The sequence below is a fragment of the Bacillus tianshenii genome, from assembly GCA_020524525.2.
GTDB lineage: Bacteria > Bacillota > Bacilli > Bacillales > Bacillaceae_N > Bacillus_AV.
Window position 1 is genome coordinate 2430251 of sequence record CP129018.1, and the last position, 18514, is coordinate 2448764.

The 18514-nt window shown below is 41.1% G+C and carries 15 protein-coding genes, 1 riboswitch and 1 other annotated feature (1 of these 17 only partly in view); of the genes, 3 read left to right on the forward strand and 12 right to left on the reverse strand.

Translation table 11 applies throughout. The annotated features are described in order from the left end of the window. Positions 1-47: 47 nt before the first annotated feature. The 9 genes from LC040_12420 to LC040_12460 form a co-directional block, all read right to left on the reverse strand. On the reverse strand, positions 48-629 hold the full coding sequence (locus LC040_12420) for a type II secretion system protein (GenBank protein ID WLR50085.1): 582 nt from the start codon (positions 627-629) through the stop codon (positions 48-50). 34 nt (positions 630-663) lie between these two features. After that, the gene (locus tag LC040_12425) at positions 664-1137 is read right to left on the reverse strand and encodes a type II secretion system protein (protein WLR50086.1); all 474 of its coding nucleotides are present in this window, start codon (positions 1135-1137) and stop codon (positions 664-666) included. A 24-nt stretch (positions 1138-1161) separates the two neighbouring features. Continuing rightward, on the reverse strand, positions 1162-1665 hold the full coding sequence (locus LC040_12430; GenBank protein ID WLR50087.1) for a type II secretion system protein: 504 nt from the start codon (positions 1663-1665) through the stop codon (positions 1162-1164). 61 nt (positions 1666-1726) lie between these two features. Next, positions 1727-1810: riboswitch (cyclic di-GMP riboswitch) on the reverse strand. A gap of 88 nt (positions 1811-1898) precedes the next feature. Beyond that, entirely contained in the window at positions 1899-3110 is a 1212-nt protein-coding gene (locus LC040_12435) for a type II secretion system F family protein (protein ID WLR50088.1), read from the reverse strand. Further along, complete coding sequence (locus LC040_12440) at positions 3110-4150, reverse strand: type IV pilus twitching motility protein PilT (GenBank protein WLR50089.1); 1041 nt, start codon at positions 4148-4150, stop codon at positions 3110-3112. The genes LC040_12435 and LC040_12440 overlap by 1 nt, the downstream gene beginning before the upstream one ends. Positions 4151-4164: 14 nt before the next feature. Then, positions 4165-5802, reverse strand: coding sequence for an ATPase, T2SS/T4P/T4SS family (locus LC040_12445; GenBank protein ID WLR50090.1), 1638 nt, complete (start codon positions 5800-5802; stop codon positions 4165-4167). A gap of 16 nt (positions 5803-5818) precedes the next feature. Beyond that, the gene (locus tag LC040_12450) at positions 5819-6727 is read right to left on the reverse strand and encodes a hypothetical protein (GenBank protein WLR50091.1); all 909 of its coding nucleotides are present in this window, start codon (positions 6725-6727) and stop codon (positions 5819-5821) included. A gap of 30 nt (positions 6728-6757) precedes the next feature. After that, positions 6758-7543, reverse strand: coding sequence for a G5 domain-containing protein (locus LC040_12455; GenBank protein ID WLR50092.1), 786 nt, complete (start codon positions 7541-7543; stop codon positions 6758-6760). Beyond that, positions 7470-8057: a hypothetical protein gene (locus LC040_12460; GenBank protein WLR50093.1), complete on the reverse strand. Its 588-nt coding sequence runs from the start codon at positions 8055-8057 to the stop codon at positions 7470-7472. The genes LC040_12455 and LC040_12460 overlap by 74 nt, the downstream gene beginning before the upstream one ends. A gap of 221 nt (positions 8058-8278) precedes the next feature. Here LC040_12460 and LC040_12465 point away from each other — a divergent pair, with 221 nt between their 5' ends. From LC040_12465 to LC040_12475, 3 genes are read left to right on the forward strand one after another with little or no spacing between them, the layout of a single operon-like run. Further along, the gene (locus LC040_12465; GenBank protein ID WLR50094.1) at positions 8279-8824 is read left to right on the forward strand and encodes a prepilin-type N-terminal cleavage/methylation domain-containing protein; all 546 of its coding nucleotides are present in this window, start codon (positions 8279-8281) and stop codon (positions 8822-8824) included. Further along, positions 8808-9404: a prepilin-type N-terminal cleavage/methylation domain-containing protein gene (locus LC040_12470; GenBank protein ID WLR50095.1), complete on the forward strand. Its 597-nt coding sequence runs from the start codon at positions 8808-8810 to the stop codon at positions 9402-9404. The genes LC040_12465 and LC040_12470 overlap by 17 nt, the downstream gene beginning before the upstream one ends. A 13-nt stretch (positions 9405-9417) precedes the next feature. Continuing rightward, entirely contained in the window at positions 9418-10986 is a 1569-nt protein-coding gene (locus LC040_12475) for a hypothetical protein (protein WLR50096.1), read from the forward strand. Between the two features lie 33 nt (positions 10987-11019). Here LC040_12475 and LC040_12480 read toward each other — a convergent pair whose 3' ends face one another. From LC040_12480 to LC040_12490, 3 genes are all read right to left on the reverse strand, one after another. Continuing rightward, positions 11020-13989 carry a VWA domain-containing protein gene (locus tag LC040_12480; protein WLR50097.1) on the reverse strand — a complete coding sequence of 990 codons (2970 nt, stop codon included), beginning with the start codon at positions 13987-13989 and terminating at the stop codon, positions 11020-11022. Between the two features lie 124 nt (positions 13990-14113). Continuing rightward, complete coding sequence (locus LC040_12485) at positions 14114-15409, reverse strand: folylpolyglutamate synthase/dihydrofolate synthase family protein (GenBank protein WLR53280.1); 1296 nt, start codon at positions 15407-15409, stop codon at positions 14114-14116. 144 nt (positions 15410-15553) lie between these two features. Beyond that, on the reverse strand, positions 15554-18196 hold the full coding sequence (locus LC040_12490) for a valine--tRNA ligase (GenBank protein WLR53281.1): 2643 nt from the start codon (positions 18194-18196) through the stop codon (positions 15554-15556). An 85-nt stretch (positions 18197-18281) separates the two neighbouring features. Further along, positions 18282-18514: a binding site (T-box leader), on the reverse strand; it runs 23 nt beyond the window's last position.

Consider the following 18514-nt stretch of genomic DNA (forward strand, 5'->3'; position numbering starts at 1 on the left):
AAACCGCACCAATAGTATAACATTGGTGCGGTAAGAATTGGTTAATCTTATTTACCGATTGGTTTTAAATCAACATAATCTCTTCTCTTATCTGAGCGCAGAGCTTCAATGTTAATTAAGCCTGTATTCTTTGTGCCTGAATTAATTTCATCTTTTAAATTATTATTATCTGCTCCACCGATATAAGCGAAGTGTTCAGTGCCTTCTTTGCGAATAAGTTTCACATAATAATTAGGGTTACGATTATCATCAAGTCTAATGACAACCCGAGTTGATTTGTCTTCACTGTACGACCCTTCAGCTCCCGGAATTTCTGGTAAGCTTTCTAGATAGCCTTCTTCAACTAGATAACCTAACGAATACCCATAATCAAAATAAGCAGCATGTGCTGGATTTGTTGTTGTACCAGGCAAGTCCCCATTATTGCCTTCCATATCTGAAGCCATTGCTAACCTTGCTGCTGAAACGAGTTGTTCTGCATTGGCGATGTGTGCATCTTTCTTGCTGTTTTCAATAATATTGCCGATGCTTGGGACCGCAATTGCTGCGATAATTCCCAGTATTACGATAACTGCTAGCAATTCAATAAGTGTTAATCCCTTTTCATTGCGGGATAACCTTTTGAGCAATTTGCACACCCCCATACCCCATTACTCTTCTTATTTATTTATCAGCATCCAACCCAACTAAATCTCTCCCCTCACCATCTGTATCAGAACGAAGCTTAGTGATTGGCTGACTATTAATATAGAATTTGCTTCCTGTAGTTAGCGATATTGTATAAGACGGATCATTAGTTGAATCTCCTGGATTATACACGACTCTGGAAGTTGCTTTATTATATCCACCAGCATTTCCTGGTGATTCAGGAACACTTTCTAAAAACCCTTCTGAAACTAAATGTTCCATAGAATATGTGTTTGTAGCAATATCACCATCTACATTAGCTGCTTTCGCTAATCTAGCTGCTGAAACCATCTGCTCAGCATTTGCAATATGGGCATCCTTCTTGCTGTTTTCAATGATGTTCCCGATGCTTGGTACTGCGATTGCTGCGATGATGCCTAGGATGACGATAACAGCTAGTAATTCAATTAACGTTAAACCCTTTTGGTTGCGTAATAATCTATTAAGCATTCAAAGTTCCTCCAATTAAATATGTTATTTTGCACTTCCATCAAGTTTCACTTCATCTCTTCCACCATCAGCACGTAAATCAGAAATTGTTTTTTCTTTTATATAATAATCTTTATCCTCAGAATCTAAAGACACCGTATAAACATCTTTATTGCTTGATGTTTCTTCACTCACAACTACTTTAGAAGAAGCTTCAACGTAAGCCCCGGCGTTACCAGGTGCTTCAGGTACATTTTCTAGAAAACCTTCTTTCACTAAACCTTTCATGGTATAAGTACCAACTACATCATTAGTGGCATCGCTATCCCCATCTGCACTCATAACATTAGCAGCCTTAGCTAACCTAGCGGCTGAAACCATCTGCTCGGCATTTGCGATGTGTGCATCTCTTTTACTGTTATCGATAATATTACCGATACTCGGTACAGCGATTGCTGCGATGATGCCCAAAATCACGATAACTGCCAACAGTTCGATTAATGTTAAACCACGGTTGTTTTTCAAAAGCGCTTTGAACTTTTTGACCATGTGTACTCTCCCCTTTTGTTGATTTGATTTATGAAATAATAAAGCCAATTTTCCCTGAAGCAAGAAAATTGGCCGGTTGCACTAGTAGCTCCAAACCGCCCAAGTGCCCATATACAGACGGTTTTTCAACGCTTTCCTTATGAACTTTTTACCACATAGCAAACTATTAATCTTATTATATATAGGTTAACAAGAAATTTCTAGTATTTAAGTTATTTTTTCACAAAGTATACCTACATACCTATATTATCAAAGATCGCAAACATTGGAACGGCGATAGAGGCGACGATTCCACCAACGATGACAGACAGAATGACAATCATTAATGGTTCGATTAATGATTTGATCTGCTCTGTAGCCGTATCGACTTCTGATTCATAGAAATCAGCCACTTTATCAAGCATCGTGTCAAGAGCCCCAGCTTCTTCTCCGACGGCAATCATTTGTGTGACAAGCGGCGGAAAAGCCCAATGTTTTTTCATCGGCGTAGCGATGGATTGACCATTTTCGAGTGAGTTTCGCGATTCTTGCAGCACCCTTCCGATGACTTCGTTGTTGACAACCCGCTCTACAATGGTGACAGCTTGTAAGATCGGAACTGAGCTTGCGAACAATGAGCTTAAGGTCCGAGTCATCCGTGCTAAAATGGCCTTTTGGATTAGATTCCCGAAAATAGGGGACTTTAAAACTAGAATATCCAAATAATATTTTAAATGTTTATTTTTTCTAATATAGGCCAATATTACTGTGGTTACGATAAAAAACAGAACGACGACCCACCAAAATGACTGAAACCACCCTCCTAAGCTCATAACAAACTTTGTGATTGCCGGCAGTTCTGCATCAAAGGACTCGAACATACTAGCGAATGTCGGAACGACGGTAGATAATAAGAAGATGACAATACCGATTGAAACGATACCGACGAAGGCTGGATAAGCTAATGCGGATTTAACCTTTTGACGTGTGGCGTGCTGCTTTTCATAGTAAATGGCCAACCGATCTAGTATATCGTCCAAGTTACCGCCAGTTTCACCTGCTTTTATTAAATTTACAAATAAAGCAGGAAAAACTTTGCGGTGCTTGTCAGCAGATTCTGAAAAAGTCGTACCTTCCTCTAAGTTCTCTGCAATATCTTCGAGCGCTTTTTTTAACGTTTTGCTGCTCGTTTGTTCTGCAAGCACTTTTGTAGAATTTACGACAGACAGCCCGGCTTTTAATAGCGTTGAAAATTGACGGATGTAGATGACGAAGTCTTTGAGCTTTACTTTTGCTTCGAAAAACTGCAGGTCCTTATAAAGGATACTGTTGATTTCGTCAATTTTGATAACCCTTGTCCCTTTGTTTCGTAATTCCACTAACGCTTCTTTTCGAGAGTCCGCTTTTATCCGTCCTGTTGTTTTTCGACCTTTTCTGTCTCGTCCTTGGTAGCGGAAAACAGCCATTACATTTGCCCTTCTAACAAGTATGGTTCAGCCGTCTCTTCTGAAATCCGTTTCTTTTCAAGTAATTCCTTCACCGACATTGTTAGTGTATGCATGCCGACTGATTTGCTTGTCTGCATAACACTTGTAATTTGATGAATTTTTTCATTGCGAATTAAGTTTTTAATCGCGGCGTTATTAATTAAAATTTCAGTTGCGGCGACACGGCTTTTCTTGTCGGCTGTTTGAAATAAACGTTGGGAAATAATTGATTCTAGGACGGACGCAAGCTGGATGCGGACTTGCATTTGCTGACTTGGAGGGAATACGTCAATAATCCGGTCAATGGTTGACGGTGCATTTGTCGTATGTAACGTCCCAAGCACTAAGTGACCTGTTTCAGCCGCTGTAATAGCAGTCGAAATGGTTTCTAGGTCACGCATCTCGCCGACAAGAATAACATCTGGGTCTTGGCGGAGGCATGCACGAAGCCCGTTCGCAAAGTTTTGCGTATCAAAGCCGATTTCTCGCTGGTCAATGATGCAATAGCGATGCTTATGCAAATACTCAATCGGGTCTTCTAACGTAATGATATGGCGCTTCATCTGATGATTCATGTAATCAATCATCGCCGCAAGAGTCGTCGATTTTCCGCTTCCTGTCGGTCCTGTAACAAGCACCAGCCCTTGGTTACGAGCGGCAACTTTCTTTAACACGTCTGGCATGGAAAGCTCGTCTAATGTCGGAACTTTCGTCGGTACAACCCTGATCGCAAGGCTTACACACGAACGCTGCATATAGGTGTTCACCCGAAAGCGCGACACACCAGGAATGCCGTAGGAAAAGTCGAGCTCACCCTTTTCTTTGAAGGTCTCCCATAAGTCTTTCGGAATAATCGCTTTGGCCATTCCTTCTGTATCTGCAGGCTTAAGCGTGTTTTTACCATATTGCTTTAGTTCCCCATGCAAACGAAGAACCGGTGGTACACCAACGGTTAGATGCAAATCTGATGCGCCAATGTCATGTGATGTGCGCAACAATGTATCAAGCTGTTCCTTCATTCATTTTCACCTCACTAGTCATCTACTGCGACGCGCAGCACTTCCTCAATTGTCGTAATCCCTTGCTTCGCCTTCAGCAAGCCGTCATCAATTAAGAAAATCATCCCGCTTTTCATCGCATATTCCTTCAAATTCGCAAAAGAGCGGTTGTTCATCAGCCTGTTTCGCAATTCATCATCAAGCACTAGAATTTCGTGAATTGCAACTCGGCCCTTATAGCCTGTTTCATTGCATTTACTACATCCCTTTCCGCGGTAGAGCACACCAGGTGTTAAGCCGCGTTTTCGGAATAATTTCTCCTCCATTTCAGTCGGTTCGTATTCGGTTCGACAGTCTTTGCATACTCTGCGTAATAAGCGCTGAGCAACAATACCTGTTAAGGATGATACAACGAGAAACGGCTCAACCCCCATGTCAATTAAGCGCGGAATTGTTGCAAGCGAGCTGTTCGTATGAAGCGTGCTGAATACTAAGTGCCCTGTTAATGATGCACGAATTGCAATTTCTGCTGTTTCCGTATCACGAATCTCGCCGACCATTACGATATCCGGGTCTTGGCGTAAAATTGATCGCAACCCTTTTGCGAAGGTTAAACCGATGCCTGCTTTTACTTGCACTTGGTTAATCCCTTCGATTTGATACTCAACAGGGTCTTCAACTGTTACGATATTAACCCCTTCACTGTTAAGATGGTTAAGTGCTGCATATAACGTGGAAGATTTCCCTGAGCCTGTCGGGCCGGTAATCAGCACCATTCCCGTCGGCTGTTCAATTAACTTCAAGAAGCGCTGATAATTGATTTTATTGAAGCCAAGCTCTGACAGCTTATTCAACGCACTGCTTAAGTCGAGAATCCGGATAACAATCTTTTCACCAAAGACAGTCGGCAATGTCGATATCCGTAAATCAACTGGCTTTTCTTTAATCGTTATTTTAATCCGACCATCCTGTGGCAGCCGAACTTCAGTAATGTTCAAGTTTGCCATAATTTTAATTCTTGCTGTTAGCTGGTTTTGGATGTCTTTCGATAACGCTCGCTCTGTATGTAAGATCCCATCTACACGATAGCGAATAAGTATGCGGTTTTCCTGTGGGTCAATATGAATATCACTTGCCTTCTGCTGTGCACCCCATGCGAGCATATCGTTCACAAGCCGAACGATCGGCGCATCATCCTCATCAAGTGCTGCCGCTCCACCAATATCATCTGCCATTGATTGTTGAAGGCGATAATTCTTTTGCAGGGCGTTCACGATGTCATCTTTTGTAGCAATTGCGGGCGAAATTTCAAACCCTGTCGTTAACCGCAAGTCATCAATCGCAAAATAATCCATCGGGTCGTTCATCGCCACATACAATGTGTTGCCTTCTTTACGAAGCGGGATAACTAAGTTACGTTCAGCAAACTCCTTCGGCACAATTTTCAGCAAGCTCGTATCAACCGGATAACGATACAAACTAATGTGCGGAATACCTAACTGATATTCCAGCACTTCAATTAATTGGTCCTCAGTAATATAGCCATTCGCTAAAAGCGCATCACCGAGCTTTTGTCCTTTTTCTTTTGTTTGCAATGTATGACTTAACTGCTCGTCACTAATAATTCCTGCTTCAACAAGCAATTCACCTAAACGTTTGCGCTGTTCTGCCATCAGACATACTCCTTATTTAAAATAAGTCATTTTCCAATTCTGCCAGCGTTGACCGCCGTTTATCTTCATTGGTACGGTTCTGTTCCGTTGGTTTCTCTTCCTCTACCTGCAGCCGTTTTTCGAAAAAGTCGTCCTCAACCTCAATTTCTTCTACAGGCTCGCTTTCAGTACGCTCTTGCTCAGGCTCTTCACCTATGTCAAAGAGTTCGATTTCAAGTGCAGGAGATTCCGGCTGTGATTGCGGTTCTTCTCCTTCTTCTTGTCCAATATTCCAGCCAAGCTCTTCTAATTCGATTTCAACTTCAGGCTCATCCCGCACAGGCGATTCTTCTTCCTTTTGTCCAATTTCAATATCAGTAATCAGTGCTTCATCAACTTCCGCAATGAAAGACGGTTCTTCTTGTGGTTCCTCTTCGGGCTCGAAAGGTTCAAAGTCATGAAGTTCTTCCACTCCACTTTCCTCTAACGAAGTGGCTGCTAATTGGTCAGTCGGTGCTAATTCTTCAACGTGTTCTTCTTCAGGCTCAACACTTACATCCTCAGCTGGCAATGGTTCTGTCTTGAAACCAAGCATCCTGTCAATCTCTTCTTGTTCCATCTTAATTGACTTTGGCGCAGGCTGTGGAGTCGAAACCGGCTTATCAGCTTCTGGTTCTACTATGCTTTCTTCTGTTTGTTCCTCAAACTCCTCAGCCCGTATTATTTGCTGCTGTAGATAGAAAGCGGCGATTACAAGCAAAACCAACGCCACCGGCATCGCTACAAACCATGGATAGAGGGCAAAGAATAGCTTTGTAATAATAACAATTAGAAGTGAAGCGCCTGAGAACAGCAATGCATGAAACTTTGAATATTGAAATGGCCGTTGCTGCAGTACAAAATAAAAAATCAGTGCACTGACGAGCGCTATCGGTAAAAAAATCACGTTCTCACCTCGCTTCAGCTATGATTCTCTCTATTTTCCTTTTTGAGGACCTTCTTCATCACCCCAAAATTGTTCATCAGTTGGTGGAAGAACAGGTGTGTTACTGTTGTCAGTTGGTGCTTCGGAATCTTCATTTTGTTCTGGCTGTTCCCCGTTATCATCGGTTGTTTCATCCGAGCCTTCCTGATTGCTTGTGTTACTATTACTGTCTGTATTATTGCCTGCATTCCCATCAGCACCGTTCGAACCGGTTGCTTCAGAGGCCAGGCCTGATTTAACAATTTTCGGTTGTGGGGGATAGAAATCATCAGAGACAAGCTGTTTGCTAATTTGTTCACCGAATTGATTCGAAACCGTTTGATAAACATCAATAGCAGCTCCATCTTTCCCTTCAAAATCTACGCTTGTTTCCCACGGCCGCAGCATTGGAGTATATTGCACAACTGTTCGAGGTTCATACGTTTCTTCATTGTAAGTATTCCAATCATAGCGATATTGCAAAGGCAACCCTTTTATCGTTGTCACAAGTACACCGTTTACAAGTGAGAAAGTTACGTCATAAGGCACCGCATTTGGGTTGTAAAATGCAAAATCCATACCTTCATCATTCACCTTCGCTTCAAATCCAAGCTCCACATAAGGCGGATTAGTTGTACCGATAAAACGTTCTTTTATTAAGAAATTTGTCTTTAGTACCGCTTTATAAAGCCCTGAAGCAAGCACACTAAGGCCTCTCAACTCTTCATCTACGATAATATCTTTCTCGTATTCTGCTATTTCTAGCAGAGAAAATGAACTGTTCGCATTTACCGTCACGGTTCCTAATTTCTCTACCCAATGCTGCGCTAGCGGGGGCTACTTCAGCATCAAGTGAAGCGGTTTGCATTGTTACAAACTCTCGCTCATACAGTTCCCGCTCTTTCAAAAAATTTTCAAGCTGAAAAACCTCTTCACCCGTTTGAAAGCTGTTCGCCCTAGCTAGCATCACTTCTTGCAACAACTCTTCATTAACCTCACCTAACAGCTCATCCGGCATAAGCTGCAATATAAATTTTTCAAATATTTCACCATTCAGATTAAAGGTAACAGGCGAAACTTTACCGTCATGGCTCATGTTTACTGTTTCTTTTAAATCAACGATGTATATTTGATCGTCGACTTGAATCTTCTTATCTAAGTATGACATCACATAGTCTGTCTCTTGCTTCCATGTATCCACTTCTGTCAGCACATGCTCCCTCGCTTCATTCACAGTCATGCCGCTAATATTAATCGGCCCGACAAGTGTCCCTTCTTGAAAGCGTTCCTCTGTTGTCAAAACATTTGCCATAACAAAACTTCCAGTCTGAGATAAAGCGAAAATCAATACTACTTGAGCAAGTAAAATATATAAAATTTTCATATTAAGCTTCGGCATTTTATCACAACCTTATGCTTCATATTCTTGAAAACAATGTCAATAACCTCACATGTCTATCCATTTTTATATTATAATAGGAAGATACCTTTATTCTACACTTTTTTCGAATTTATGGCAGGTGGTGAGCACATATGCTTTATACTTTTTTCGCTAAATTGAAAAGCTTCCCTCTCCAACAACGGGGCTACACACTTGTTGAGGTGTTACTGGCAATTACAATTCTTTCAGTTATTTTTGTTTCTTTCTTCTATTTTTTCACAAATGCCTATCAATATACGAAGGAAAATCAAAGTAAGACCGTCGGCATACATGCGGCTCGTAATGCTGTCATTTACTTAGAAAATCAGTCGTTTGCTGATGTGAAGAATCATATAGGTGCGACAATTTCTACTGCCGATTGTGCAAGTACAACGTACAGTGACTTATTCACAGACGCCGCATTATGTGAGAGTATTTTAAATCCAAAGATTAATAATGTTCACTATGAAGTGGCACTAACAATCTCTGAATATGAAAATGGTGATCTAGATTCATCCGGCAACCTTCCAACTGTAGATGAAACCAAATTACAATCATTGCTCGTTCACACCTCTGCAAAGATTAAATGGAAAGAAGATAAAAATAATCGCGAACGAACATCTGTGGAAGGAGTGGTTGTTCATGAATCACTTCGATAAATATATACGAAACGACCGCGGCTTGACGTTGATTGAGCTGCTAGCAACGATTACAATTTCCGCTTTCATTATCGGCGGTATTTCCACTGTGTTAATCATGGGTGTGAATACATTTAACAAAACAATGGTTGAAGGTGAGATTCGGGATGAAGCTGATTATTTAGCATCGATGGTGATGAAGGAAATTTATGAGTTTTCACCTGATTATGTGGAAGAATTGAATGAGACGGGAAAGACTGGCATTATCGCTTATAAGTTCTCTGGCTATACAATAAATGACGAAGGTGTTCTTCTCTCACCGAAAGGAAAAGAGCCTGCACAGCAATTAGAGATTTTCTTAGAGGAAAATGCAGCTGGTAGCTCCGACTTAAAAGTGATCGGACCTTTCGTCTATAGCACCACAGCCGAGCCTGTAAAAATATTGAATGAGAATGGTATTACAATCGAAGAGAGTTCAAAATTAACTGTGAAATTCTCACAAGGTGACACCTACAAAGAAAGTGGTCAACTTTCTTTACAATTATCACTTACGAAAAATCCGGTAGAAAGCATGCTCATGGAAAGTACCTTTGGATTTTAAGCGAGGTTATTATATGAAAAAATTATTGCAAAATGAAAAAGGTTCAGCCCTGCTTATGGTCATACTGATGATGACGATCTTTTCAATCTTAGGATTAGCTGTACTGAAAGCTTCCCTATCTGGAGCAGTCAGAACAGAAACAAAGGAAGAGGATATCCGCAGTGTTCATGAAGCTCAGAAAGCCGTCCAACAAGGCACTGCATTACTGCAAGCTTATTTTGAAGAAAAGTCGTTAAAATCTATTGATACTTACGAAAATACAGATATTGCAAAATTCAACAATCTAGAGTTGACATACGAAAAGCCAGGCGATGGAAATAACCATAAAGATATTACTTACACAATTAAGAATATTACTGGAGATTACGGTAACATCGACACAAAGACCGACTATACAAGGGTGTTTAAAATTACTTCACCTGCAACCGATTCAGACACAAGTCATAAACGTACCTTCAGCCAGAAGGTTATTTTATCAGCAACACCAACTGCCCTTCAGCATGCTGTCGGCGCCGGGCAAAAGCTAATTCTAAACGGTAGTCCGGAAATTCATGGAGACGTGTTCACACAAAATCTTATCATGGATAAAAATGGATATTATATTTATTCAGGTGCACAGCAGCCATTTAAGACCCCTCAATTCACCAAATTTAAAGGCTTAAACCCTTCTGAAAAAGCTGTTCTTACACTGACTGATGAAACGGTTATGAATTATGTAAAAGGATTAAGCCTAGAGGATGATGAGCTTGCAGTTGAATACATGGCACCCGAAAAATACCAAGCTATCAATGTACAGGAAACATATGAGAAGAAACGGAATGAATTATATGAGAAGAAGCAGGGTGAATTAACCCCGGATGACTGTCTTGCCTTTGACGCAAATGGGAATGTACCGACTTCACCGACGGCAACGAATAGTCCTTTTCTCTTAAGCCATACATGTCCAGACAATCCGGTTGATGAGAATGGTGTAACCTTGGATGTTAATGAGTTTTCTGTGTACAATTTGCCGGATAGCTACGAGAATGAATGGATTATCGTTGATGGTGATTTAAATATCGTCGGCGTGCCAGATGGCAGTGCTTCAGAGACCGCGATAAAAGCAAACTTTCTCGTTGATGGTGATATTTATATCACGGGAAATGTCACACTTGAGTCGACGATTTATGCCTTAGGAGATGCGGAAATTCATGATGCAAATATTCAAGGGAATAGTGGTGAACAACTCGCCTTATTTACAGATGGGAAATTAATTTTATCAAGGATTAATGAATATGAAGCACCTGAGCCATCAAATGGCGAAATTAAAGCTTTTCTTTACAGCTCAAAAGACATTGATTTATACGCGGTCGGCTCCTTTATTCATATTATTGGAGGGATTTTTTCCGAGCAAACCTTTACCATTAATGCAGCTAGAGGGAATGTTACAAGTGTTGACGGAAACGGAATTGGTATGACAAGTGGCAAACCTCGCTTAATTGTAAAGCATGACCCAAAGATGATCTTTAACGCTGGGGCAAACGAGCTTCCTTTTGTTGATAAGCTATATGTTTTCACAGAAGGTATTAAAGAAGTAAAGTAAAAAAGGTATCCAATGTAGGATACCTTTTTTGTATTACCAGCGACCATCACTGCCTTCAATTGTTTTATTCACTTTCACATAAATGACAGTCGTTGCTGTGATTACTTCCCCATCTGGCTTCGTATAGGTCACTGTAATAACGGCATAGCCGCCTTCTTTCACAGCTGTCACGATGCCATTGCTGTCAACGGTTACAGCAGATGAGTCACTAGAACTCCAAGTTAGGTCTTGTGGGTTGAGTGCTGTATTACTAGGATTTACCTCAAGCTTATCAAATAAGTTTAGCGTCTTTCCTTCTGCTAAGGTATAGGAATCACCTAAAGAAATAGATGTTATTGGGATTTGGTCGATTTCAATTATGAATCGAAGTACACTATTTTCTTTAGCAAACCCACCTGATGCTCTGACCGTAAACTCTGTAAACTGTTGGTCTAATATTGAGGTATAAAGGCTAGCTTCGGTTAATTCAACCTCGGCTTCCCCTTCTTGTGTTAGATAGTAACGAACCTCACCATTGAAAGGTGGAATTAACTTATTAACATTTAATCCAATACGTGCAGTATCTGAGTCAATTTTATATGTTTCCGTAATGTTTGTATAAGGCACTTCAATCATGCTATTATCTTCTTTTTTTATTTTTACGTATGGAAGAAGATAAATGATGTCCTTACTTCCGTCGTTATACGTAACTTCGATTGCTGCTTGATTATCAATAAAACGCAAATCTTGAACTGCTTTATTTGATAATGTTACAGCAGTCGTTTCATTTAAATTAGCGAGACTGTTTCCTTTGTTTTTTGTTATATTTCCATCCGCCGCTCCCTCATAAAGTACAATTCCAGTACTATTCGTTTCTGTTAATTGTACATCTAAATGTATTGGTTCAGTTGGAGCTATTAGAGTGTTTGATAACGTTCCTTGATAATTACTATCTTCATAAAAAACAGTGGCAGGTGGTAACAGTTGGTCCATTGCCCAATTTGCCTGTAATTCGATTTGGGCAGTTAACGTTGAAGGTGTAAATGTTGTTTCTTTCTCTTCAACATTCTCCACTTTTGAAAAAATTGTTATTTTTTTAGGTTGTTTTCCAGTATTATTGTCGTCAAATTTATTGTTTGGAGACAATTGCAAATACTTTTCAGTACCGTCTACATACGTAACCAATACAGTAGTCGTCTCTTCAAAGTTCTCATCAGTTCGAATCGTTAGCTTCCAGTTTTTATTACTGTTTACCTGTATTTCAGTAATTCCTTCTGCTCCGTTATATTTATTTGCTCCTGACTTTTCAATTGGAAGATTGATAACCGTTTCTTTGATACCAAGATTATCCGTATCACTTCCTTCATAACTAACATCGTTCAAAGGAATGACCGCAATTCTTTGTCCGTTTGCATCAGTTTCGATTGAGTATTCGGTACCAACTAAATCAACACCATCAGGTAATGGCTGCTTTATTTTAATACCAGTTAAGGTCCCTGTTTTATTTCCACCACCTGGGGTTAAATCATAATTTACTACAAATGTGTTTTTGTTATCTTCAACATTTTGCTCATCTCTTCGTTTATACAGGTTTGTAACCTTGTCAGGGTCTGCAAAGCTTGCTATGCCGTTAAAAATTGGTGCTGTCTTATCGTGAACATTGATTATTATAGGTTCGATTGATGTTGCTGTAATCTCATTTCCTTCTAAATCTTTATACACAAGCTTCATATCGTCAAAGGTATACTCACCAGTTTTACTGAATGTTAGTGGTAGACTCTTTAGCTTATCTTCCTCACTGAGTACTGGGGTACCTTTCCCGACCTCGTATGGTACATCACTTAAACTAATGACCGTATAACCATCTTCATCTTCTGTTACATTTGCATCAGCCTGTAAACCGACATTGGCTGGCAATTTAACTTTTAGTTTTACTTCAGTCATTTGCAATCGATCGATTGTTTCGCTAAATTCTGTAAAAATTGTATTAATATCATCTGTTGAAGCATTTTTAGCTTGACCGCCTGTAACGGAAGATAATTCAGTTAAATATGGCATATCTAAATCGTTTTTCGAGCCAAAACCAATTGAATATAGTTTAATATCATTATTTGCAATCTGTGTTGCCGTATCTCTACCGTGCTGTTTTATTTGGTTGACAATTTGAGCATATGAGTAACCTAAATTATACTCGAATCCATTCTTCTTATAATAAGCATAGGCACTATTACCGACTATTCGATAAAATACTTCTATTGTTTCTAACGTTTCATCATAGATCGGGTTATTCCAACATTCTTCATACTCTACTCGTTCCCAATGTCCACCCCAGCCACCAACCCATTTATATCTATAATTTGTTACACATTTTCTTTCATACCTAATAAATACCTTGTCAGTTACAACTTCTTCTTGAGCTTCAGAAAACGTTGGTTCTCCATCTGTTAAAAAGATTATATATTTATTTCTCTCCGAATCCTTTAATAATTTATTTGCTTTTTCTAGTGCTTGGGTATAATTTGTACCTCCATATGCAGATAAACTTTGTCCGAAGTTTTCAATTTTATTCAAATCTGAAGTAAGGGGTTGAAAGCTTCCATCATTATTATATGAATCAACCGATTTTCCTACTTCACTTGAGAAAGGAATAAGAGCGAATTTATCTCCATTATGGTTATTTACTTTAAAGTAATCAACTGCTTCCTTCAAAGCTTCTTTCGCTGAATCAATTTTCTTCTCTCCTCTTACCTTCTCATCCATTGACCCAGACACGTCAAATACAAATACGACATCAATCGGCTGTCGCACTCCTTGGTCTGTTTCTCCTTTTGGGATTAACTCAACATTTAAGTTCCCTAATGCTGGCCCTGAAGAAGGCTTCAAAATAGCAGATTGAGAGGGAGATACTGACACTTCTAAAGAAGGCTCTGCTGCAGAGGCGAATGCGATATAGCCTAAGGCTGACAGAAAACCAATTAACACAATGATGACAGACAAACGTTTTAGATTAAATTTCCGAGTCATTCTTTCATCCCCCTCTCAATAAATTTACATAAGTTAATTATTTGACCAATATTTTCAATCTATTTTATTACTATTATACCAGAAAATAAACGATTTTCACTCTACATACATAGGTGATTTCAAATTAAATTAATTCAGCACGCACCCCAGCCACAAAATACAACGACCCAGCAAAGAGAATCACATCTCCCTCACCAGCATATCCCTTCACTGTTTCATATGCTTCCTGCCAGCTTTCATACACGGCTTTTTTTTCAGCTTTGGAGATTTCGTATAAGTCTTCTGCTTTGGCTGCGCGAGGGAAGTCGAAATCGACAAATGAAAGGCTTTCTGCAAAGTCGTCCAGCACGTTTAGCATTTCATCTAACTTTTTATCGTGAAGAGCTGCAAAAATAACGTGTACGTTTTTACCAGGGTAGTAGCGTTCCACTGTTTGCTGTAGTGTCTGCATGCCTTCTGGGTTGTGGGCACCGTCGATTATGACGGTTGGGTTCTGTTGGACAACCTCAAATCGGGCAGGCCAGCTTGCTTTCTTTAGGCCTTCGCGCATTTCCTCTTCGTCTACAATTAAGGAATAAAAGCGTTTCAAGTAATCAACAGTCATTAGCGCAAGGGACGCATTTTTCACTTGGTGCAAGCCTTTCATGGTGATTTCCAGGTTGTCTACGTTCATAAATGGTGACTGGAAGCTGAATGTTTCACCTGTTTCTGTGCGTTGCTCGTTCAGCGTCATAAATTCCTTGTTGGCACGATAGATCTTTGTGCGTTTGCCTTTCATTTCGTCTTCGATAACTTCTAGGGCTTCAGGCTGTGTGACGCCTGTGATGACTGGAACACCTGATTTGATGATGCCGGCTTTTTCACGGGCAATTTCTTCGATTGTGTCGCCTAATATATTTAAGTGGTCATGACCGATATTTGTAATAATCGAGACGAGTGGATGAATGATATTGGTTGAATCTAGACGGCCGCCAAGCCCTGTTTCAAATAGAACAAGGTCTGGATAAGCCGTGCGGGCAAAATATTGAATTGCCATTACGGTAACGACTTCAAATTCAGTCGGTGCGCCTAATTCCGCATTGTTATCGAGCTGTTCGACGAGCGGCTTCACATCATTGACCGCTTTAAGCAGGTCATCATCACTAATCGGCTCGCCATTCACACTAATCCGCTCATGAAATGACTCGATGTACGGAGAAGTGAATGTCCCCACAACAAGGTTAGACTGCTGGAACATATGACGAAGAAAGCTGACGACAGACCCTTTGCCGTTCGTTCCTGCGATATGAATCGTTTTCAAACGGCGCTCTGGGTTGCCAAGCTCCTCTAGCATCCATTCCATCCGCTCTAAGCCCGGCTTCATACCGAATTTCTCTCTGCTATGAATCCAATTCATTGCTTCTTCGATTGTTGTAATCATCATAATTCCCCCTGCATCAATCGTTTTTTTATCCACTAAAATTGTACTATATTCCGCTTTTTTTCGCTAAAAAGAAGAGCGAACCCCATTAATCAGGATTCGCTCTTCTAGTTGTCTAGCTGCGGACGTTATCGACTTGCCTAGTTACCCTTTCAACTCTCCAATACGTGCTTGGACTTTTTCACGTTTTTCAACGTAGTCTTTTTCTTTTGCACGCTCTTCTTCAACAACGTGTGCAGGTGCTTTGCCAACGAATTTTTCGTTGTTTAGCTTTTTCTGTACGCGGTCAACTTCTTTGTTGAGCTTGTCCAGCTCTTTTTCAAGGCGAGCAATTTCTTCTTCGATGTTGATTAAGCCTTCGATCGGCAGGTACAGATCAGCACCTGTGACAACAGCTGTCATTGCTTTTTCTGGAGCTTCTAGGTTTGTTTCAAGCTTCAGTTCGCTTGTGTTACAGAAGCGCTCTAAGTAGTTTCTGTTTTTCGCAAGCTTAGCTTGTGTTGCTTCATCCTTTGGCTGAATGTAGAGCTTGATTTGCTTGCTCATTGGTGTGTTCACCTCAGCACGGATATTACGAACGGAACGGATGATATCAACGAGCAGGCGCATTTCTGCTGATGCTTCCTCGTCTGTATGATCAGCTTGTACTTGCGGCCAATCTGCGACTGTAATTGACTCGCCTTTTGTCGGAAGGTGCTGCCAAATTTCCTCGGTAATAAACGGCATGAATGGATGCAAAAGACGCATCGTGTTATCAAGCACATATGCAAGCACTGAACGTGTCGTTTTCTTAGCAGCTTCGTCTTCACCATACAGCGGAAGCTTCGCCATTTCGATATACCAGTCACACACATCATCCCAGATGAAGTTGTAAAGCAGACGGCCTGCTTCACCGAATTCGTACTTTTCAACCATGGTTGTAACGCCTTCGATTGTTTCGTTCAAACGTGTCAGTACCCACTTATCAGCAACTGATTTTTCACCTGATAGGTCAAGCTCATCATGCGTGATACCGCCCATGTTCATCATTGCAAAGCGAGATGCGTTCCAAATTTTATTCGCAAAGTTCCAAGTCGACTCAACCTTTTCCCACATAAAGCGTAAGTCCTGACCTGGCGTACTGCCTGTCGCAAGCAGATAACGAAGGGAATCTGCCCCGTACTTGTCGATAACATCCATCGGGTCAACCCCGTTGCCTAGTGACTTACTCATCTTACGGCCTTCCGCATCACGAACAAGACCGTGGATTAACACGTCTTTGAATGGACGCTCACCTGTGAATTCAAGCCCTTGGAAAATCATCCGTGATACCCAGAAGAAGATGATGTCATAGCCTGTTACAAGTGCTGACGTTGGATAGTAGCGCTTGAAGTCAATGGAATCCTCTTCAGGCCAGCCCATTGTCGAGAACGGCCATAGCGCACTTGAGAACCACGTATCAAGTACATCCGAATCCTGCTCCCAGTTTTCAATATCAGCAGGGGCTTCATGCCCGACATACACTTCACCTGTTTCCTTGTGATACCAAGCTGGAATACGGTGACCCCACCATAGCTGACGAGAGATACACCAGTCGCGGATATTTTCCATCCAGTGTAAGTATGTTTTTTCGAAACGGTCAGGTACGAAGTTGACCTTCTCTTCTTTCTTTTGAAGCTCAATTGCTTGGTCAGCAAGCGGCTGCATTTTTACAAACCATTGCGTTGAAAGGTATGGCTCGACAACCGCTCCGCTGCGCTCAGAGTGACCAACTGAGTGCATATGGTCTTCGATTTCGAACAGAATGCCTTCTTCTTGAAGGTCCTTTACAAGCTGCTTACGGCACTCAAAACGGTCCATGCCTTCATACTTGCCAGCTTTGTCATTCATTGTGCCATCTTCATTCATAACAAGAATGCGCTCAAGGTTGTGGCGGTTCCCGATTTCAAAGTCATTCGGATCATGTGCAGGCGTAATTTTCACCGCACCTGAACCGAATTCCATGTCTACATAATCGTCCGCAACAATCGGGATTTCGCGGCCTGTAATCGGAAGCTTAACCGTTTTGCCGATTAGGTCCTTATAGCGCTCATCTTCAGGGTGAACGGCAACGGCTGTATCACCAAGCATCGTTTCTGGACGAGTTGTTGCGATTTCGATATGACCAGAACCGTCCGCAAGCGGGTAGCGCATATGATAGAAATGACCTTGAACATCCTTATAAATAACCTCGATGTCAGAAAGCGCTGTTTTCGTCGCTGGGTCCCAGTTGATAATATACTCACCGCGGTAGATTAAGCCTTTTTCATACAGCTTAACGAAAACTTCACGGACTGCTTTAGACAAGCCTTCATCCATTGTAAAACGTTCGCGTGAATAGTCTAAGCCAAGGCCAAGCTTTGACCATTGGTTACGGATAAAGTCTGCATATTCCTCTTTCCATGCCCATACTTGCTCAAGAAATTTCTCACGGCCAAGGTCATAGCGGGATTTTCCTTCTTCACGAAGCTTTGCTTCAACCTTTGCTTGTGTCGCAATCCCAGCATGGTCCATCCCTGGAAGCCATAGCACATCATAGCCTTGCATCCGCTTAATGCGCGTTAACATATCTTGAAGCGTTGTATCCCATGCGTGGCCTAAATGCAGCTTACCTGTTACGTTTGGCGGCGGGATAACGATCGTGTACGGCTGTTTCGTTTCATCATTTTTCGCTTCGAAAAACTTTCCGTTTACCCAATACTCATACCATTTACTTTCAACCCCTTGTGGGTCGTATTTCGTTGGTAAATTTACTTCTTGATTACTCATCATTCGTCCTCCAGTTCTTTTGATAAAAGCGAAAGGCGATTGCCTCAAGCTAGCTTTTAAAAACAAAAAACTCCTTCCGTTCCTATAAAAGGACGAAAGGAGTTGATTTCGCGGTACCACCTTTTTTCACTACGTGCAGACTGAATCTACACACACCTGTAGTGCTCTTAGTTTCAGGATAACGGCTTTTCACCGGCTCTTTCTACTTAGCATACCGCTGTTCAAAAAAGCTGCTCGAGGGCGACCTTCCACACATAACGAACACCTAAAGAAGCTCTCAGCTGCTGCTTCTTCTCTCTGAAAGGGGCTATGGGTGTA